Consider the following 19,520-nt stretch of genomic DNA (forward strand, 5'->3'; position numbering starts at 1 on the left):
GGAGAGATTCCCGGGCGGGGGCGGAGGCGTGGAGCGGCTGTCCGTGCCGGGGCGTCAGCCCTGGCCGGTCAGGTCGATGGTGACCGTCCGCTCGGCCTCGGTCTTCCCGGCCAGGGCGGTCTTCATCGCCTGGGCCACGTCGTCCGGGCCGACCTGGTGCTCCTTGCCGTCACCCTTGACGGCCATGACACCGTCGAAGACGCCGTCCAGCAGCGTGTCGATCGCCTTCTTGTCGTAGACGTCGACCAGCCTGCCGTCCACGGCCTTCATGGAGAGGATCTGCGGCAGCGACCGGGCCGGGCCGAACTGGATCTGCTTGGGACCGGCCTTGATGGTGATCAGACCGGACATCGCGGGCTCGGCGAACTCCTTCATCGCCCGGTCCAGTTCGGCCTTGGTGATGGTGGGTTCGCTGGTGGCGACGGGAAGTTCGACCAGCCGGGTCTGCCCGGTCTGCACCTGGGCGCGGTAGGCGTCCCGGACCGAGATCAGGGACTGGCCGGCGTCCAGCGTCTTGCCCGGCTTGCCCGGCACCGCGACGGCCTTGTTCGGCTCGAAGCGGATCGTGCCCTCGGCGGCCGAGCCGGAGGCGCCCGCCAGGTCGGTCAGGGCCACGCCGAGCTTCTCCTCGTCGACCGGGATCACCGGGTCGGCGGGGCGCTCCCCGCCGAACAGCGAACCGATCACCGAGACGGGGTTGTAGTCGCTGCCCGCCGCGCCGCGTACGGTCTCCTGGCTGTCCAGGGTGAGACCGGCCTTCGAGGGGTCGAGCTTCTCCTTCTTGCCGTCCACCGAGAGCTGGAGGGGCGTCTTGGCCCGCTCCCCGAGGGCGGCGTCGAGCTTGGCGACCGCCTCCTCCTTCGTGCCGCCGCCGATGTCGACGCCGAGCACCGAGGTGCCCTTGGGGACCTCGGCGTGGTTCAGCAGGAGACCCGCCCCGTACGCGATGCCGAGCAGCACGACCGCGGCCACCCCGAGCAGGACCGCCTTGGAGCGGCCCTTCTTCGCGGGGGCGGCGGCCTGCGGCGCCGGACGCGGAGTGACGGGGCCGGGCGCCGGGACACCGGGTCCGCCCGGACCGGCCGGACCACCGGGGCCGCCTGCCGGGCCGCCGGGACCTCCGGGACCGCCCGGGAACGCCGGGCGGGGCTCGCTGGGCACCACGGGGATACCGCTGTTCAGCGTGTCGCCCGAGACATGGCCGCCGGGGCCGGGCTCGGGCGCGGGGGCCTGCGGCGTGAGGATCGCGGTGTCGTCGGACATCCGGGGCGGTACGCCGCCGGGGGTGCCCGGGACCATCGGGCCGGGGCCGCCGAGGCCCGGCACGCCGGCGAGGTTCGGGGTCAGCGATGAGGTGCCGGTGACCGGTCCCGTGGTGGGGCCGGACGGACCGGGCGTGCGCACGCCGGGACCGGGGGTGGAACGCGGGCCTCCGCCGGGGGGCTCGGTGCCGTAGCCGTCGAGCGCGCTGCGGCCGGGGCCGGGCGCTCCGGGGGCGCCGCCGGGCTGCGGGGCGTCCGAGAAGTACGGCAGGTCGGGACGCGAGCGGCCCGCGTCGCCGTCGGGACCGCCGGGGCCGGAAGGAGCGCCGCCGGGGACGCCGGACGCACCGGTGCCCTGCGCGGCCGCTCCCGGCCCGGTGGGCGGGGACTTGCGCGGGGCGAACCAGTCGCTGCCGCTCTTCTCCCTGGCCGGCTTCTCCGCGGGCGTCGGGTCGGCGGCCGGGCCGCCGTCCCGGGACCGGTCCCCGGGTGCTCCGCCGTCCGGCCCCTGGAGCCGGTCCACCGGTCCGGCTCCTGGCGCGGGCGGCGTACCGGGGCGCGGTGAGCTGCCGGTGCGCTCCGCGTCGGAACGGCCGCCGGTGATGTCGCTCTCCGCCATCGGCGTCCGCATCACGACCGGCGGGATGGGACGCGACCCGGGGATGTTGATCCGGATGCGCGTCGTCAGCGTCGTCTCGGTCTTCGGTTCCTCGGGCCGGGGCGGATCCACGGATTCCGGGTTCTCGTCAGAGCCGTCCTGCGACGGGTGCGGGGACGGATACTGGCGGGATCCGTACGGCGGCGTACCCGACGGGTACGCGGCTCCGCCGCGCCCCTGGGGCCCGGAGGACGAACTGTCAGTTTCACGACTCAAAGCAGGTTCTCCCGATTGGCTCCGCCGCCCGTACTTCCCCCATGCCGCAGGCCAGGGGACGGCTCGGCGCGCGCACCACCATACTGGCCGCCGCCGTCGGACACTCCGCGACCGGGGCAAACCTCCACCTGTGCATCACACCTGTGGGGGTCTCTCCGGACCCGGACTTGGCACTTCACGTACCGGACCGGCCGCTGCGGATGGCTGATTGCGGCACTTTGAAGGTGGTGGCGCACATCACAGCGACGGCTGTTCCGCCGAGCATGAAGAGCACCAGGCCGAGTTCGTCGCCGAAGACGTAGTCGCCCTCCGGCCGGCCGCTCAGCAGCAGGAAGACCGTGATGAACCAGCCGGCCGCCGGGGCGAGCGCGCCGATCTGGGTCCCGGTCAGCACGCGGCCACCGTAGAAGAGGGCCCCGGAACCCGCCAGCGCGATGATCAACCCGCCCGGGAACCAGGCGGATTGGACGAGTGTTCCGGCGACCGCGACGAACACGCCGAGCACGGCGAAGCCCAAGTAGGCCGCGATCCGGACCGGGTTCGGACGGGCCGCGAGGCCGGTGGGCTCGGGCGGCCTGGGCGGCGCGTTCCGCCGCGGGGCGTGGGAGGACCGTGCCCGGCCGCGGCCCTTGCCGGGGTTCCCGCTCATGCCGCGCCCTCCGTGCCGCCCGTGACGCCCTGCAGGCCCGCGAACAGGTCGCTCTCACGCGCCCCCTCGGGCGCTCCCGGTGCGCCCCGCACCAGTTGGTAGCACTCGGCCGTCAGCAGGGGCTGGCCGAGATCGTTGGAGAGGGCGAAGAAGGGGCCGTCGACCGCGATCTGGGTGGCGTGGGCGCGCATCGCCGCCGACTTCGCCCCGGCGTACGCCGATCCGTCGATCTCGGTGGTGATCGCGTCGCCGTCGGCCACGCCCGGTACGTCGTCCACGCCGGCGATGCCGGGGAAGGCGTCGGGCGCGGTGGCCCGCAGCCTCTCGAAGGCGGCCTCGATCACCGTCCGCTCCACCCGGTTCCAGTAGATCTTGGCGATGGTGTGCGGTGCGCCGACGCCGTACGCCGGGTCGGCGGCCAGGTCGGCGGCGCGCGTCGCGACGCGGTGGGCCTGGATGTGGTCGGGATGGCCGTAGCCGCCGTCCGGGTCGTAGGTGACCAGAACCTGGGGACGGACCTCGCGGATCACCTCGACGAGGTGGGCCGCCGCCTCGTCCACCGGGGTGGACCAGAAGGAGCCGGGGCGGCCGTTCTGCTCGGCGCCCATCATTCCGGAGTCCCGGTAGCGGCCCGCTCCGCCGAGGAAGCGGTGGTCGCGGACGCCGAGCTCCCGCATCGCCGCGACCAGCTCACCGGCGCGGTGCGGGCCGAGGGCGTCGTCCCGGTCGGCGGCGAGACGGGCGAGCGGGGGCGGGATGACCTCGCCCTCCTCGCCGAGCGTGCACGTCACCAGGGTGACGTGGGCGCCCTCGGCCGCATACCTGGCCATGGTGGCGCCGTTGTTGATCGACTCGTCGTCGGGGTGCGCGTGCACCAGCAGCAGACGGCGGGCGGGGAGGTCCTTCATGGGGACCACCCTACGAGCCCGGAGGCCCCCCGTGCCCCCGAGCCCCTGTGCCCCGCGCCTCCTGTGGTCCCCGGGCGCGCGGTCAGAACTTGATGCTGCTGATCATCCCCGCCACATTGGTCGTCAGATCGGAGATGGTCGGCGCGATGGACGAGCTCGCGATGTAGAACCCGAGCAGCATGCAGACCACCGCGTGTCCCCCCTTCAGCCCGGATTTCCGGATCAGCAGGAAGACGATGATCGCCAGCAGCACTACCGCCGAAATCGAGAGCGCCACGGCGGTTCACCTCCATCAGTACGGTCGGGACGGGAGCACATGCGGAGCCAGCAGGTTCCTACCCACCGAGCGCTACGGATCATAACTATCCGTGCCAACGCATTGATCGGGGCACAGCAGCACGAGGGGCGCACGGACCGGGTCCCGCAGCCGGAAACCACCGGCAGCCGGAGGGCGGTGGGGTCTAAGTTCGGAGCCATGACCTCGCAGAAGCTGTCCTTTCCCCGCCAGCAGGCTCGAACCCAGCGCTTCACTCTCGGCGCACCCCGCGCCTTCACCGTCTCGCCTGATGAGACACGCGTGATCTTCCTCCGGTCCACCTCCGGAACCGACCGGACCACCCGGCTCTGGGTGCTCGACCCGGCGACCGGCGAGGAGCGCCTGGCCGCCGATCCCGAAGCGCTGCTGGGCGGTTCGGCGGAGCGGCTGTCGGCGCAGGAGCGGGCCCGGCGCGAGAGGACCCGGGAGGGTTCGACGGGCATCGTCTCCTACGCGGTGGACGCGGCGGCGGAGTTGGCGGCGTTCGCCCTGTCCGGAAAGGTGTACGTGGCCGAACTGCGGGCCGGGACCGCGCGGGCGCTGCCGGTGCCGGGCCCGGTGATCGACCCCCGTCCGTCCCCCGACGGCCGGCACATCGCGTACGTGGCCAAGGGCGCGCTGCGGGTGGTGGGCGCCGGGGGCGAGGACGACCGGGCGCTGGCCGAGCCGGAGGACCCCCATGTCACCTACGGTCTGGCGGAGTTCATCGCGGCCGAGGAGATGCACCGCTACCGGGGTTTCTGGTGGTCTCCCCAGTCGGACCGGCTGCTGGTCGCGCGGGCCGACGACAGCCCCGTACAGCGGTGGTGGATCGCCGATCCGGCGCACCCGGAGCGCAGGCCCGCCGAGGTCGCCTACCCGGCGGCGGGGACGCCCAACGCCGAGGTGCGGCTCTTCGTCGTGGACCTGGAGGGGACGCGTACGGAGGTGGCCTGGGACCGGGCCGCGTTCCCGTACCTGGCCCAGGTGCACTGGTCCTCCGCGGGGGCCCCGCTGCTGCTGGTGCAGGCCCGCGACCAGCGCAGCCAGCGGTATCTGGCGGTGGACCCGGAGTCCGGTGCGACCCGGATCGTGCATGTGGACGAGGACCCGGTGTGGCTGGATCTCTTCCCCGGGGTGCCCGCGTGGGCGCCGGACGGGCGGCTGGTGCGGATCGCCGACGAGGCCGGCGCGCGGGTGCTGGCCGTCGGGGACCGGATGCTCACCGGGTCGCAGCTGCACGTCCAGTCGGTGCTGGACATCGGGGAGTCCGACGTCCTGATCTCGGCGGTGGCCGGTGAGGACGCGGTCGAGCCGGAGATCGGGCAGATCCATGTGTACCGGGTGAACGAGCTGGGAATCGAGCGGATTTCCGAAGGGGTGGGTGTGCACTCCGCGGTCCGCTCGGGCGGTCTGTCGGTCATGGTCACGGCCGTCCCCGAGGAGCCCGGAGCCGCCGCCTGGGTGGTGCGGGACGGCAAGCGGCTGTCCCGGATCGCGAGTTTCGCCCAGGAACCCGTGCTCACCGCCCGCGTGACGCTCACCGAGGGGGGCGCACGGCGGATTCCGTGCGCCGTGCTGCTCCCCTCGGACTACCAGGAGGCGGATGGTCCCCTTCCGGTCCTGATGGATCCGTACGGCGGGCCGCACGGCCGCCGGGTGGTCGCCGCCCACAACGCGCACCTGGCCTCGCAGTGGTTCGCGGACCAGGGATTCGCGGTGGTCGTGGCGGACGGGCGGGGTGCGCCGGGGCGCTCGCCCGGCTGGGAGAAGGCGGTGCGGGACAACCTCGTCCTGACCATGGAGGACCAGGTGGAGGCGTTGCACGGGCTCGCCGGACGGTTCCCGCTGGACCTGTCCCGGGTCGCGATCCGCGGCTGGTCCTTCGGCGGCTACCTGGCGGGGCTCGCGGTGCTGCGGCGGCCCGACGTCTTCCACGCGGCGGTCGTGGGGGCGCCGGTGACGGACCAGCGGCTGTACGACACCCACTACACCGAGCGCTATCTCGGCGACCCGGCGCAGCAGCCCGAGGTGTACGCGTACAACTCGCTGCTCACCGACGACGGTCTCTCCGAGGCGGCCGACGAGGTCCGGCCGATGCTGATCGTGCACGGCCTGGCCGACGACAACGTGGTGGTCGCCCACGCCCTGCGGCTGTCCTCGGCGTTGCTGGCGGCCGGGCGGCCGCACGAGATGCTGCCGCTGAGCGGGGTGACGCACATGACGCCGCAGGAGCAGGTCGCGGAGAACCTGCTCCTGTTCCAGGTGGACTTCCTCAAGCGGTCGTTGGGCATGCCCCGCGCCTGAGCCGCGGCCGGCCGGCCCGCCCGGCCCTTCCCGTCACCGGCTCACCGGAGCGGCGGCGAGGAGGGCGGCGGGGCCGAGGGCGGGGGCCCGAAGCCGCCGCCCTGCGGAGGCCCGAAGCCGGGGGCCGGGGCGCCCCAGCCGTCCCACGGGCCCGGGGCGCCGCCGGTGGGGGCCCGCTCGACGCCCTTGCGGGCGAGGACGACGAGCACGGCGGCTCCGGCGAGGAGCGAGGTGACGAAGCTCAGCAGGTTCAGCTGCATCTCGATGCCCAGGTCGGGGAACTCCCGGTACAGCTCGAAGTGGATGATGCGCGCCACGCCCAGCACCCCGGAGGAGAGCGCGAACCCGCCCGCGAGCAGGCCGAGCGGCCGCGCGTGGGCCGCCCCGGCGACCGCGCCGACGGCCGCGGCCAGGAACATCAGGATGATCACCACGTTGACCCAGCCGGGCGGCGCCTCGGTCAGCGGAACGTTCAGGGGCTTCCCGCCGATGAACCACGCGGGATAGAGCTCGGACGGATAGACGAACGGCTGCCGGATCTCCCAGGCGGCGAAGACGACCGCCTGGAACCCGAGGAACAGGAAGGCTGCCACGCCCGCACCGCGCCCCGGACCGCCGGGGCGCGGCGCGCCCGGCGGCAGGGGCCGACGGCCCGCCGCCCCCGCGACGATCAGGCCGATCCCGGCCGCCAGGGCGGCGTACACACTGAGCAGCGCGCGATCGCGGAGCTCCTCGGGGGCCGAGGCGTCGGCGATGGTCCAGATGCCGGGCAGCCGCACGGCGAGGGTGACGATGCCGGTGACGATCAGGACGGACGCGGCGGCGGCGGAGCGGAGCGCCGCCACGGCGGCCACGACGTAGGCCACCAGCAGGATGAGGGTGGTGGTCGAGGTGGTGGTCCGCCGCGCCTGCCGGAGGTCCGCGGTGCCCGACCAGTACTCCCAGACCGGCCCCGGTCCGTCGGCGGCCCGCAGGTCCCGCACCAGCCAGGCGACGGCCAACAGCGCCAGCACCGCGCACAGAACGGCGCCGGTGATTCTTGCTCCCCGTGTAAGTGTCACCCGGTGATACTCCATTGCCCCGAACGGATGAACAAGTGCGCTCGGGAGCGGGGCGGGGCGGCGGGCAACCGGCCGGAGCGACAAGACGCCGCTCCGGCCGGCCCACGGCACCCGCACGGCCGTACGCTGTTCAGCATGGAGTGTTCGTATATCGGAGTGGCGACGGTGAAGTTGCCTGCTTGTTAACGAATCTGACGCCGGTTCACGACGTTTCGTCCTCCGGCGGCACCACCGGCGGCACCACCGGCGGCGCTTCCGGCGGCACCACACGCTTCTCCTCCGCGAAGTGGCACGCCGAGTCGTGCCGGGCCGGGGTGTCGACGAGCCGGAACTCCGCGGGGACCGCGAGCAGCGGGACCTCCAGCTCGCAGCGCTCCTGCGCCTTCCAGCAGCGCGTGCGGAAGCGGCAGCCGGAAGGGATGTTGGCGGGCGAGGGGACGTCCCCGTGCAGGATGATCCGTTCCCGGTGGTCGCGGGCCGTGGGGTCCGGCACGGGGACGGCGGAGAGCAGCGCCTGGGTGTACGGGTGGGTGGGGTGGTCGTAGATCTCCGCGTCGGAGCCGATCTCCACGATCCGGCCCAGGTACATCACGCCGACCCGGTCGGAGATGTGCCGGACGATCGAGAGGTCGTGGGCGATGAAGACGAAGCTGAGGCTGAACTCCGCCTGGAGCCGGTCCAGCAGGTTGACCACCTGGGCCTGGACGGACACGTCGAGCGCGGAGACCGGTTCGTCGGCGACGATGATCTCCGGGTTGAGCGCGAGGCCTCGGGCGATGCCGATGCGCTGGCGCTGACCGCCGGAGAACTGGTGCGGATAGCGGTTGATGTACTCCGGGTTGAGCCCGACGACGTCCAGCAGGTCCTGGACGCGCTGCCGCCGGCTGCCCTTCGGGGCGACCTCGGGGTGGATCTCGTACGGCTCGCCGATGATGTCGCCGACCGTCATCCGCGGGTTCAGCGAGGTGTACGGGTCCTGGAACACCATCTGGATGTTGCGGCGCACGGCCTTCAGCGCCCGGCCGGACAGCTTCGCGATGTCCTCGCCCTTGTAGCGGATCGCGCCCGCGGTGGGGCGTTCCAGGTGGACGAGCATCTTGGCCACGGTCGACTTGCCGCAGCCGGACTCCCCCACGATGCCCAGGGTCTCGCCCGCGTGCAGGTCGAAGTCGACGCCGTCGACGGCCCTGACCGCGCCGATCTGCCGCTTGAAGAGGATGCCCTGGGTCAGCGGGTAGTGCTTGGCGAGGCCGCGCACCTCAAGGATCGGGTCGCCCTCCGCGTACGGCGTGACGGCGTCCTCGCGCGCCTTGGACAGCAGGGTGGAGCCGGCCGCGCCCGCACCGGTCCCCGCACTCTCGTCGCGGTCAGCGTGCATCGAGCGTCTCCTTCCAGAAGTGGCAGGCACTCCGGCGCTGCTCGTCCACCTCGTAGAGCGGCGGCACATCGCTGCGGCACACGTCCCTCGCCATCGGGCAGCGGGGGTTGAAGGCGCAGCCGGGCGGGATGCGCGTCAGGTTGGGCGGCAGGCCCTTGATCGCGTAGAGCTCCTGGCCCTTCTGGTCCAGGCGCGGGATCGACTGGAGGAGGCCCTTGGTGTACGGGTGGGCGGGGGCCTGGTAGATCTCGTGGACGGGGGCGGTCTCGACGATGCGGCCCGCGTACATGACGGCGATCTTGTCGGCGACATCGGCGACCACGCCCAGGTCGTGGGTGATCAGGATGAGGCCCATGTTCAGCTCGCGCTGGAGTTCGGCGAGGAGGTCCATGACCTGGGCCTGGACGGTGACGTCGAGGGCGGTGGTCGGCTCGTCGGCGATGATCAGGGAGGGTTCCAGGGCCATCGCCATGGCGATCATGATGCGCTGGCGCATACCGCCGGAGAACTGGTGCGGGTAGTTGCCGACGCGTTCCTTGGCGGCGGGGATGCGGACCCGGTCCATCAGCTCGATCGACTTGGCCCTGGCGTCCTTGCGGGACATGCCGCGGTGCACGACGAACATCTCGCCGAGCTGCTGACCGACGGTGAGGACCGGGTTCAGCGAGGACAGGGCGTCCTGGAAGATCATGGCCATCTCCTGGCCGCGGATCCTGCGCCGCTCCTCGGGCTTGAGCGTCAGCAGGTTCTGGTCCTTGAAGAGGATCTCTCCGCCGGAGATCTTCCCGGGCGGCATGTCGAGGATGCCCATGATCGCCTGGGCGGTGACGGACTTGCCGGAGCCGGACTCGCCGAGGACGGCGAGCGTCTCGCCCTCGGCCACCGAGTAGTCGACCCCGTTGACGGCCTTGGCGACGCCTTCGCGGGTGTGGAACTCCACGTGCAGATCGCGCACTTCGAGCAACATGGCAACCGGCTCCTCAGCGCAGCTTGGGGTCGAGGGCGTCGCGCACCGCGTCGCCGAGCATGATGAACGCGAGCACGGTGACCGCCAGCGCTCCGGCGGGCCAGAGCAGCATGTGCGGGGCGTTGCGGATGTAGTTGGAGGCCGCGGAGATGTCGATGCCCCAGGAGACGGCCGGGTCCTTCAGGCCGACCCCGAGGTAGGAGAGCGTCGCCTCCAGCGAGATGTACGTGCCGAGCGCGATGGTCGCCACGACGATGACGGGGGCGATGGCGTTCGGGGTGATGTGGCGCAGCAGCATCCGGGAGTTGGAGGCGCCGAGCGCGCGGGCCGCCTGGACGTAGTCGTTCTGTTTGGCGGTGATGACCGAGCCGCGGGCGATGCGGGCGATCTGCGGCCAGCCGAGCAGGACGATGAAGCCGACGACGGGCCAGACGGTGGAGCTGGTGACGACGGACAGGAAGACCAGGCCGCCGAGGACGACGGGGATGCCGAAGAAGACGTCGGTGAGGCGGGAGAGGATCGAGTCCCACCAGCCGCCGAAGAAGCCCGCGAGTCCGCCGAACACGCTGCCGAGGATCGCGACGCCGAGAGTGGCGCAGACGCCGACGGTCACCGAGGTCCGGGTGCCGTACACGACCCGGGTGTAGACGTCGCGGCCCTGCGGGTCGAAGCCGAAGGGGTGGCCGGGCTCGGAGCCCTTCTGGGCGTCGTCCAGGTTGGCCTGGAGCGGGTCGCCGCTCGCGATGAGCGAGGGCCAGATCGAGATGATCACGAGAAAGAGGATGACCAGCGAGGAGATGATGAAGACCGGGTTGCGCCGCAGGTCGCGCCAGGCGTCGGACCACAGGCTGCGCGGTTTGCCGGCCGGGCCCGTGCCGTCGGGGCCGGCCGGGTTCTTCTCCAGGCTGGCGCCCTCCTCCATCGCGAGGTCCATCGCGCCGCCGGCTCCCGCCGGGGACATCGCTCCGTCCGATGACTGCGGCTCAGGCATAGCGGATCCTCGGGTCGAGTACGGCGTACAGGAGGTCGACGATCAGGTTGGCGGCCAGGAAGACCAGGACGAGGATGGTGACGAACCCGACGACGGTCTGGGAGTTCTGGCGCAGGATCCCCTGGTAGAGCTGGTAACCGACGCCGTGGATGTTGAAGATCCGCTCGGTGACGATGGCCCCGCCCATCAGGGCGCCCACGTCGGTGCCGATGAAGGTGACGACGGGGATCAGCGAGTTGCGCAGCAGATGCCGTACGACGACCCGGCGGCGGGGCAGGCCCTTGGCGACAGCGGTGCGCACGTAGTCGGCGCGGGCGTTCTCGGCGATCGAGGTCCGGGTGAGCCGGGTGACGTAGGCGAGCGAGACCGAGGCGAGGACCAGTCCGGGGACGAGCAGTTCGTCGAAGGCGGGGTCCGGGGAGACCGAGGGCTTGATGATGCCCCACTTGACGCCCAGGAGGAGCTGGAGCAGCAGGCCGGTGACGAAGGTCGGGATGGCGATGACGACCAGCGTCAGGATGAGAACGGTGGTGTCGACGGGGCGTCCGCGCCGCAGGCCGGTGACGACGCCGAGGCTGATGCCGATGACGACCTCGAAGACGATCGCGACGATGGTGAGCCGGATCGTGATGGGGAAGGCCGTGGCCATCAGCTCGGTGACCTTCTGCCCGTTGAACGCGGTGCCGAAGTCGCCGGTGAACACGTTGCCCATGTAGGTGAGGTATTGCTGCCAGACCGGCTTGTCGAGGCCGAACTCGGAGCGCAGCTGGGCCGCGGTGGCCGGATCGCACTGGCGGTCGCCGCAGAGGCCCGCGATGGGGTCACCCATCACGTTCACCATGAGGAAGATCAACAGCGTGGTGCCGAAGAAGACGGGGATCATCTGCAGCAGCCGCCGGATCACATAACGTCCCATGAGGGGCTCCGGGGGTCGGGGCGAGCGGGCGGACGGCGAGGCGGGGCTCGGCGGGCGTGGTGCGGGTGCGCGGACGGCCGGGGCGCGCGTCGGGCGTCCCGGCCGTCCGCGTCTCAGCGCGTCACTTGACGGTGATCTCTTCGTAGACCGGGACGCTGAACGGGTTCAGCGCGACGTTGTCCACCCGGTCCGAGTAGCCGGCGCTGCCGTTCTGGTACCAGAGCGGGATGACCGGCATCTCGGTGACGAGGATCTTCTCCGCGTCCTGGAAGGTGGTGACGGCCTTCGCCTTGTCGCTCTCGGCGTTCGCCTTGTCGACCAGGCCGTCGAACTCCTCGTTGCTCCACTTGCCGTCGTTGGACGGGGCGTTGGTGTAGTAGAGCGGCTGGAGGAAGTTCTGGATGAGCGGGTAGTCCATCTGCCAGCCGGCGCGCCAGGCGCTGGTCAGCTTCTGGGTGGAGACCTGGGCGCGGAAGTCGGCGAAGGTGCCGACGGGGCCGCCGACGCAGGCCTTGTTGTTGCCCATGACGTTGTTGATGCTGTTGCAGACGGCGTCGACCCACTCCTTGTGGGAGCCGGTGTCCGCGTTGTACGAGATCTTCAGCTGGCCGCCGGGGATGCCGCCGCCCTCGTCGATCAGCTTCTTGGCCGCGGCCTTGTCGTACGTGCACTCCTTGCCGCAGAGCCCCTTCTTGAAGCCGCCCTCGTCGCCGAGGACCGGGGAGGTCCAGTCGGAGGCGGGGGTGCGGGTCTTCTGGAAGATCTGGTCGGTGATCTGCGGCCGGTTGATCGCCATCGAGAGGCCCTGGCGGACCTTGCGGGCGTCGTCGGTGTCCCAGTCCTCCTCGTAGAACGGGAAGGAGATGGTCTGGATGATGCCGGCGGGGGTGTTGATGTACCGGTCGCCGAGGTCCGCCTCGACGTTGCGGAGCTGGGAGGCCGGCACGTCGTCGACGAGGTCGAGGTTGCCCGACGTCAGGTCGGTGTAGGCGGTGTTGTTGTCGGTGAAGACCTTGAGGTCGACGCCGCCGTTCTTCGCCTTGTCGTCGCCCGGGTAGTCGTTCCACTTGCGCAGGTTCATCGAGGAGCCCTTGGCGTACGACTCGATGGTGTACGGGCCGTTCCCGACGGGCTTGGAGAGCCAGGCGTCGTGGTCGTCGTAGAACGCCTTGGGCAGCGGGACGAAGGCGGAGTAGCCGAGGGTGTCGGGCCACAGGGAGAACTTCTGGGAGAGCTTGGCGGTGAAGGTCAGGTCGTCGACGACCTTCAGGCCGGAGAGGGTCTCGGCGGACGCGGATCCGGACTCCGGGTGGACCTTGTCGTAGCCCTCGATGTACTGGAAGAAGTAGGCGTTCTTCTGGTTGTTCTTCAGTGCGGCGCCGTAGTTCCAGGCGTCGACGAAGGACTTGGCGGTGATCTTCTCGCCGTTGGAGAACGTCCAGCCGTCCTTCAGCTTGATCGTGAAGTTCTGGGAGTCCGTCGAGTCGATGGACTCGGCGATCATGTTCTTGGCCTCGCCGGTCTTCGGGTCGTAGCGGATCAGTCCGCGGAAGACCATGTCGAGGACCTTGCCGCCCTGGACCTCGTTGGTGTTGGCGGGTTCCAGCGGGTTCTGCGGGTCTCCCCAGGAGGAGCTGACGATGCCGTCGGCGCCGCTGCTGCCGCCGTCGTCACCGCCCCCACCGCCACAGGCCGTCGCGGTCAGGGCGACGGCCACCGCACATGCGGCCCACCTGACGTGTGTGGCTCCGCGCATGAAGTGCCTCCTAGAGTCATCGAGTAGCTCAATGCCTCATATCACCTCATAACGCCACGTATCGCATGCGGGCTTCCCCCGTACGGGCAGGGGTGCGGGCAGACGCGACGATGCCCGGTCCCCCGCGGGGGACCGGGCATCTGCCGTTCATCGACCGGAAGCGGTTACGCCGCGTGCACGACGTCCCGCTCCTCGGCGAAGTGGCACGCCGACTCGTGCGTGGCCGGCGTGGCCCCCGAGACGAAGCGCTCGGGGATGGCCAGCAGGGGCTCCTCCGTCGCGCAGCGCTCCTCCGCCTTCCAGCACCGGGTGCGGAAGCGGCAGCCCGAGGGCGGGTTCGCCGGTGACGGAACGTCACCGGAGAGGATGATCCGGTCGCGCCCCTCACGGGCCGACGGGTCGGGGACCGGGACCGCCGACAGCAGCGCCTGGGTGTAGGGGTGCGTCGGGTGGTCGTAGATCTGCGTGTCCGTGCCGATCTCGGCCATCTTGCCGAGGTACATCACGCCGACCCGGTCGGAGATGTGCCGGACGATGGACAGGTCGTGCGCGATGAAGAGGTAGGACAGGTTGAACTCGTCCTGGAGCTTCTCCATCAGGTTGATGACCTGCGCCTGCACCGACACGTCGAGCGCGGAGACCGGCTCGTCGCAGATGATGATCTCCGGGTTGAGCGCGAGGCCCCGGGCGATGCCGATGCGCTGGCGCTGACCGCCGGAGAACTGGTGCGGATACCGGTTGATGTACTCCGGGTTCAGCCCGACGACGTCCAGCAGATCCTGGACCCGGCGGCGCCGGTCGCCCTTCGGGGCCACCTCGGGGTGGATCTCGAAGGTCTCCCCGATGATGTCGCCGACCGTCATACGCGGGTTCAGCGAGGTGTACGGGTCCTGGAACACCATCTGGATGTTGCGGCGCACGGCCTTCAGCGCCCGGCCGGACAGCTTGGTGATGTCCTGGCCTTTGTAGAAGACCTCGCCTGCGGTGGCCCGCTCCAGCGTCATCAGGAGCTTGGCGACCGTGGACTTGCCACAGCCGGACTCCCCCACGATGCCCAGGGTCTCACCGGCGTACAGGTCGAAGGAGATCCCGTCGACCGCCTTGACCGCGCCGATCTGCCGCTTGAAGAGCACACCCTGGGTCAGCGGGAAGTGCTTGACCAGGTTCCGCACCTGGAGGATCGGCTCACCCTGGCTGACGGGCGCGTCGATGGCGGCTACGGCCTCCGCCTCGGTCGCGACGTCAACGGTCTCCACGTCGGAGACGTTCGGGGTGGCGTCCACGGGCTCCTTCTTGAGCTCAGCCATGGATCGTCTCCTTCCAGAAGTGGCACGCGCTGCCGCGGCCGACCAGCTCAAGGCCGTCCTGCTCGGTCACCGGGGCGAGCGGCGGAACGTCCGTACGGCAGATGTCCTGTGCCTTGGGGCAGCGCGGGCTGAAGGCACAGCCGGTGGGAATGCGCGTGAGGTTGGGCGGGAGGCCCTTGATCGCGTAGAGCTCCTGGCCCTTCTGGTCAAGGCGCGGGATCGAGTCCAGCAGACCGCGGGTGTACGGGTGGGCCGGGCGGCCGTACAGTTCGCCGACCGGGGCCGTCTCCACGATCCGGCCCGCGTACATCACGGCGATCTTGTCCGCGACGTCGGCGACCACGCCGAGGTCGTGGGTGATCAGGATCAGACCCATGTTGTACTCGCGCTGGAGCTCGGCCAGCAGGTCCATGACCTGGGCCTGCACCGTCACGTCGAGCGCGGTGGTCGGCTCGTCCGCGATGATCAGGTCGGGCTCCAGGGCCAGCGCCATGGCGATCATGATGCGCTGGCGCATGCCGCCGGAGAACTGGTGCGGATAGTCCGAGATACGGGCCGCCGCCGCCGGGATCTTGACCTGGTCCATCAGCTCGACGGACCTGGCGCGGGCCGCCTTCTTGGACAGGCCCTGGTGCACCCGGAACATCTCGCCGAGCTGGTAGCCCACGGAGAGGACCGGGTTCAGCGAGGACAGCGCGTCCTGGAAGATCATCGCGATCTTGCGGCCGCGGATCTTCCGGCGCTCCTCGTTGGACATCTTCAGCATGTCCTGGCCGCGGAAGAGGATCTCGCCCTGCGTGATCTTCCCGGGCGGCATGTCGAGGATGCCCATGATGGTCTGCGCGGTCACGGACTTGCCGGAACCGGACTCGCCGAGCACCGCGAGCGTCTCGCCGGCGCTGACGGTGTAGTTCACACCGTTGACCGCCTTGGCCACACCGTCGCGGGTGTGGAACTCCACGTGCAGGTCACGGACGTCGAGCAGTGGACCGTCGCCACTCACGGACTCCCGCGGTGCGGGGACGTGAGCCGTCTTGTCGATGGTGGTCACGAACGCCTCCCTCAGCGCATCTTGGGGTCGAGGGCGTTGCGGACCGCATCGCCGAACATCAGGAAGGACAGCACCGTGATCGAGACCATCACCGAGGGGATGACCAGGACGTACGGAGCGTTGCGGAGCTGGTCCTTCGCGGCGGACACATCGATACCCCACGAGACCGTCGGCTCGGCGAGGCCGATGCCGAGGAACGACAGGGTGGCCTCGGCGGCGATGTAGCCGCCGAGCGCGATGGTGGCGACCACGATCACCGGAGCGATGGCGTTCGGCAGGATGTGCCGCGTCAGGATCCGGGTGGTGGAGGCCCCGAGGGCCTTGGCGGCGACCACGTAGTCGGCCTGCTTGATCGTGATGACCGAGCCACGGGCGACACGGGCGATCGACGTCCAGCCGAGGAAGGCCATCGACAGGATGACGACCCAGACGGAGCGCTCCTCGAAGGTGGTCAGGATGACCATGGCGCCGACGATGAAGGGGACACCGAAGAAGACGTCGGTGATGCGGGACAGGATCGTGTCGATCCAGCCGCCGAAGTAGCCGGCGAGCATGCCGATCACGAGTCCGGCGACCGTGACCGCGAGGGTCACGACGACGCCGACGGTGATCGAGGCGCGGGCCCCGTAGACGACACGCGCGTAGATGGAGCGGCCCTGGACGTCGTACCCCAGCCAGTCGGGGGCGAAGAAGTTGCCCCACTTCGGGTGCTGGAGGTAGTGCTCGGCCAGGTTGGCGTCCCTCGGCGAGGCGCTGGTGAACAGGCCCGGGAAGATCGCCATGACGGCGAGCAGCAGGATCAGCACCATCGAGACGAGGAAGAGCGGGTTGCGGCGCAGGTCGTGCCAGGCGTCGGACCAGAGGCTGCGCGGCTTGCCGGGCGCGGGCCCCGCGTCCGTGGCGGGCGGCGCGTCGACGGCGGTGGCCGGAGCGTCGGTGCTCTTGAGTGCGGTGGTGTCAGGCATACCGGATCCTCGGGTCCAGGACCGCGTAGAGCAGGTCGACGAGCAGGCTGCAGACGAGATAGACGATGACGAGCAGCGTCACGACGCCGACGACGGTAGCGCCCTCACGCTTGGAGAGAGCCTCGAAGACGAGCGATCCGACGCCCTTGATGTTGAAGATGCCCTCGGTCACGATCGCGCCGCCCATCAGGGCGCCGATGTCGGTGCCGAGGAAGGTGACGACCGGGATGAGCGAGTTGCGCATCAGGTGGACGCCGATGACGCGGCGTCTCGGCAGCCCCTTGGCGACGGCCGTACGCATGTAGTCGGCGCGCATGTTCTCGGCGACCGAGGTACGCGTGAGGCGAGCCACGTAGGCGAGTGACAGCGATGCCAGCACAACCGCTGGCATGATCAACTCTGTGTTGGTCGGCTCGAGACTCACGTTCGGCTTCGCGATGCCCAGTTGGAACGCGAAGAAGTACTGGACGAGGAAGCCCAGCACGAAGGACGGCATGGAGATCAGCACCAGCGTCAGGCCGAGCAGACCGCGGTCCCGGAGGGACTCGGCCTTGAGACCGGCGACGATGCCGAGCGAGATCCCGGCGACGACCGTGAAGACGAAGGCGAAGATCGCCAGTCTGACGGTGATCGGGTAAGCATCCGCGATGACCTCGGCCACCGGACGCTGCGTTCCGATCTGGGTGCCGAGGTCTCCCTGGAACAGATTGGCCAGGTAGTTGAAGTACTGCTGCCAGATCGGCTTGTCGAGACCGTACTCGGCCTTCAGAGCAGCGATCTGCGAGGGATCTACGTGCTGTTCACCGGCAAGAGCTCTGACGGGGTCGCCGGGCAGTGCGTACATCATCAGGAAGACCAGCAGGGTCGACCCGATGAAGACCGGGATCATCTGGAGCAGTCGTCGTGCGACATAGCGCCCCATGGGTGCCTCCGTGTGGGGATAACTGCGGCGCGGGGGCCGCCTCTTCGCAGAGACGACCCCCGCGCCTCCGGCCGCGCTGAGGGGCAGCACGGGCGGATGACGGCCAGTTGGGGAATGACCCGCAGGCGTTACTTGGTGGTGACGCCGGTCAGTTCGAGGTCACCGTGGAAGTCGACCTTGACGTTGTCGACGTTCTTGCCGTGGCCGCCGTTGATGGCGTACGTCCAGAGCGGGATGGCGGGCATCTTGTCCACCAGGGCCTTCTCGACCTCCTGGTAGGCGGCGACGGAGGCCTCGAGCGAGTCGGCCTTGTCACCCTTCGCCATCAGCTCGTCGATCTCCTTGTCGGAGAAACGACCGTTGTTCGACTCCGCCTTGGAGTGGTAGAGCTCCTTGAGGAAGTTCACGTTGACGGGGTAGTCGGCCACCCAGCCACCGCGGTAGAAGCCCTTGACCTCGTCGTTGTCACGCGCTTCGAGGTCGGTCGGGAAGTCCGGCTTGGCGTCGCCCACGCACTCGACCCCGGTGGCGTTGCGGATGGACTCGCAGACTGCGGTCACCCACTCCTTGTGCCCACCGTCGGCGTTGTACTGGATGGAGATCTTGTTCTCCGGGACACCGCCGCCGGCCTTGATGAGCTCCTTGGCCTTGGCCGGGTTGAACTTCAGGATGTCCGAGTCGAGCGTCTGGTTGCCCTTGACCTGCGGGGGCGTGAAGCTCGTCGCCGGGATGCGCGTGCCGTTCAGGACGGTCTTCGTGATGGTGTCACGGTCGATCGCCATGGACAGACCCTGGAGGACCTTGGGGTCGATGTCCTTGAACGTCTTCGAGTAGAACGCCGGGTTCAGCGACTGGATCGCCGCGTACGGCTGGTCGATGGCGCCGTCACCGAGGTCCGTCTTGTACTTCGGGAGGTCACGCGGGCCGACCTGACGGATCATGTCCAGGTTGCCGGAGATGACGTCCGCGTAGGCCGCCTCGACGGTCGAGTAGTTCTTGAACTGGATGCCCTTGTTGGCAGCCTTGTTCGGACCCTGGTACCCATCGAAGGCCTTGACCTGGATGAGCTTCTTGTGGGTCCACTTCTCGAACGTGTACGGGCCGTTGCCGATCGGCTTCTGGCCGAACGCCTTCGGGTCGTCGTAGAAGACCTTGGGCAGCGGCGCGAACGTCGCGTAGCCGAGCTTGTAGTTGAAGTACGGGACCTTGTTGGCCAGTTCGATCGTGAACGTGGTGTCGTCCACGGCCTTCAGGCCGGACATCTCCTTGGACTTCGGCGCACCCTTCTCGGGGTGAACGTCCTCGTAGCCCGCGATGTCGGAGAACCAGAACGCGTTCTGCTGCTTGTTCTCGACGTTGGCGTACCAGTTCCACGCGTCGATGTACGACTGCGAGGTCACGGCCTCACCGTTGTGGAACTTCCAGCCGGCCTTGAGCTTGACGGTCCACGTCTTGGAGTCCTCGGTCTCGACGGACTCGGCGTTCGTGAGAACGATCTCGCCCTTGTCGTCGAAGTCCAGCAGCTGGGTGAACAGCGACTGGATGACGTAGGAACCGTTGCTCTCGTTCGTGTCGGCCGGCATCAGAGGCTTCTGGGGCTCGCCGACGTCGATCGAGACGTACCCGGCGGGCTGACCCGACGTGTTCTTCTTGCCTCCGTCACCACTGTCGCTACCACCACAGGCAGTCGCGGCCAGGGCGATGATTGCCGCTCCCGCGACCCACTTGGCGCTCTTGGCACCGCGCATGGGTTTCCTCCTCATGAGTCCACTTTTGACTACAAGAAGGGCACTGGAGAGATTCACCGACACCCCTGACGGTGATCGTTCAGTGCCCCGAGTGTGCTCGTGAGTCGGCACTCCCCACAGTGCGTGACCCATTGACCCGAGCTCAATGGAGCCAACTATTGAG

The 19,520-nt window shown here is 69.7% G+C and carries 16 protein-coding genes; 1 reads left to right on the forward strand and 15 read right to left on the reverse strand.

Annotated features, from left to right (window positions below):
* Positions 1–54: 54 nt before the first annotated feature.
* From ACH4UK_RS10170 to ACH4UK_RS10185, 4 genes are all read right to left on the reverse strand, one after another.
* A complete protein-coding gene (locus ACH4UK_RS10170; RefSeq protein ID WP_398355558.1) occupies positions 55–2,136 on the reverse strand; it encodes a hypothetical protein in 2,082 nt (693 codons plus the stop codon).
* A 175-nt stretch (positions 2,137–2,311) separates the two neighbouring features.
* Positions 2,312–2,785 carry a DUF6113 family protein gene (locus ACH4UK_RS10175; RefSeq protein ID WP_398355559.1) on the reverse strand — a complete coding sequence of 158 codons (474 nt, stop codon included), beginning with the start codon at positions 2,783–2,785 and terminating at the stop codon, positions 2,312–2,314.
* Positions 2,782–3,693: an N-acetyl-1-D-myo-inositol-2-amino-2-deoxy-alpha-D-glucopyranoside deacetylase gene (gene mshB / locus ACH4UK_RS10180; protein WP_398355560.1), complete on the reverse strand. Its 912-nt coding sequence runs from the start codon at positions 3,691–3,693 to the stop codon at positions 2,782–2,784. The genes ACH4UK_RS10175 and mshB overlap by 4 nt, the downstream gene beginning before the upstream one ends.
* Before the next feature lie 82 nt (positions 3,694–3,775).
* A complete protein-coding gene (locus ACH4UK_RS10185; protein ID WP_010063247.1) occupies positions 3,776–3,970 on the reverse strand; it encodes a hypothetical protein in 195 nt (64 codons plus the stop codon).
* 198 nt (positions 3,971–4,168) lie between these two features.
* On the opposite strand from ACH4UK_RS10185, the gene ACH4UK_RS10190 reads away from it, so the two are divergent.
* Positions 4,169–6,295 (forward strand): prolyl oligopeptidase family serine peptidase, encoded by a 2,127-nt coding sequence (locus ACH4UK_RS10190; protein WP_398355561.1) that lies wholly within the window; start codon positions 4,169–4,171, stop codon positions 6,293–6,295.
* Between the two features lie 41 nt (positions 6,296–6,336).
* On the opposite strand, the gene ACH4UK_RS10195 is transcribed toward ACH4UK_RS10190, so the two are convergent.
* The 11 genes from ACH4UK_RS10195 to ACH4UK_RS10245 all read right to left on the reverse strand — a co-directional run bounded on the left by ACH4UK_RS10195 (position 6,337) and on the right by ACH4UK_RS10245 (position 19,357).
* Positions 6,337–7,356 carry a hypothetical protein gene (locus tag ACH4UK_RS10195; protein ID WP_398355562.1) on the reverse strand — a complete coding sequence of 340 codons (1,020 nt, stop codon included), beginning with the start codon at positions 7,354–7,356 and terminating at the stop codon, positions 6,337–6,339.
* Between the two features lie 202 nt (positions 7,357–7,558).
* Positions 7,559–8,734: an ABC transporter ATP-binding protein gene (locus tag ACH4UK_RS10200; protein WP_398355563.1), complete on the reverse strand. Its 1,176-nt coding sequence runs from the start codon at positions 8,732–8,734 to the stop codon at positions 7,559–7,561.
* On the reverse strand, positions 8,724–9,701 hold the full coding sequence (locus ACH4UK_RS10205; protein WP_398355564.1) for an ABC transporter ATP-binding protein: 978 nt from the start codon (positions 9,699–9,701) through the stop codon (positions 8,724–8,726). Before ACH4UK_RS10205 ends, ACH4UK_RS10200 begins: the two co-directional genes overlap by 11 nt.
* Before the next feature lie 13 nt (positions 9,702–9,714).
* Positions 9,715–10,692: an ABC transporter permease gene (locus ACH4UK_RS10210; protein ID WP_398355565.1), complete on the reverse strand. Its 978-nt coding sequence runs from the start codon at positions 10,690–10,692 to the stop codon at positions 9,715–9,717.
* Positions 10,685–11,608 (reverse strand): ABC transporter permease, encoded by a 924-nt coding sequence (locus ACH4UK_RS10215; RefSeq protein WP_398355566.1) that lies wholly within the window; start codon positions 11,606–11,608, stop codon positions 10,685–10,687. The genes ACH4UK_RS10210 and ACH4UK_RS10215 overlap by 8 nt, the downstream gene beginning before the upstream one ends.
* Positions 11,609–11,729: 121 nt before the next feature.
* On the reverse strand, positions 11,730–13,364 hold the full coding sequence (locus ACH4UK_RS10220) for an ABC transporter substrate-binding protein (protein ID WP_398355567.1): 1,635 nt from the start codon (positions 13,362–13,364) through the stop codon (positions 11,730–11,732).
* A gap of 164 nt (positions 13,365–13,528) precedes the next feature.
* Positions 13,529–14,671 (reverse strand): ABC transporter ATP-binding protein, encoded by a 1,143-nt coding sequence (locus ACH4UK_RS10225; RefSeq protein ID WP_398355568.1) that lies wholly within the window; start codon positions 14,669–14,671, stop codon positions 13,529–13,531.
* Complete coding sequence (locus tag ACH4UK_RS10230) at positions 14,664–15,722, reverse strand: ABC transporter ATP-binding protein (RefSeq protein ID WP_398355569.1); 1,059 nt, start codon at positions 15,720–15,722, stop codon at positions 14,664–14,666. The genes ACH4UK_RS10225 and ACH4UK_RS10230 overlap by 8 nt, the downstream gene beginning before the upstream one ends.
* An 11-nt stretch (positions 15,723–15,733) precedes the next feature.
* Positions 15,734–16,687 carry an ABC transporter permease gene (locus ACH4UK_RS10235; protein WP_398355570.1) on the reverse strand — a complete coding sequence of 318 codons (954 nt, stop codon included), beginning with the start codon at positions 16,685–16,687 and terminating at the stop codon, positions 15,734–15,736.
* Complete coding sequence (locus ACH4UK_RS10240) at positions 16,680–17,609, reverse strand: ABC transporter permease (RefSeq protein ID WP_398355571.1); 930 nt, start codon at positions 17,607–17,609, stop codon at positions 16,680–16,682. Before ACH4UK_RS10240 ends, ACH4UK_RS10235 begins: the two co-directional genes overlap by 8 nt.
* A gap of 128 nt (positions 17,610–17,737) precedes the next feature.
* Positions 17,738–19,357, reverse strand: a complete 1,620-nt coding sequence (locus ACH4UK_RS10245; protein ID WP_398355572.1) for an ABC transporter substrate-binding protein — start codon at positions 19,355–19,357, stop codon at positions 17,738–17,740.
* Positions 19,358–19,520 lie beyond the last annotated feature (163 nt).

Origin of the sequence: Streptomyces sp. NPDC020884, from assembly GCF_044333935.1 — a bacterium.
Classification (GTDB): domain Bacteria; phylum Actinomycetota; class Actinomycetes; order Streptomycetales; family Streptomycetaceae; genus Streptomyces.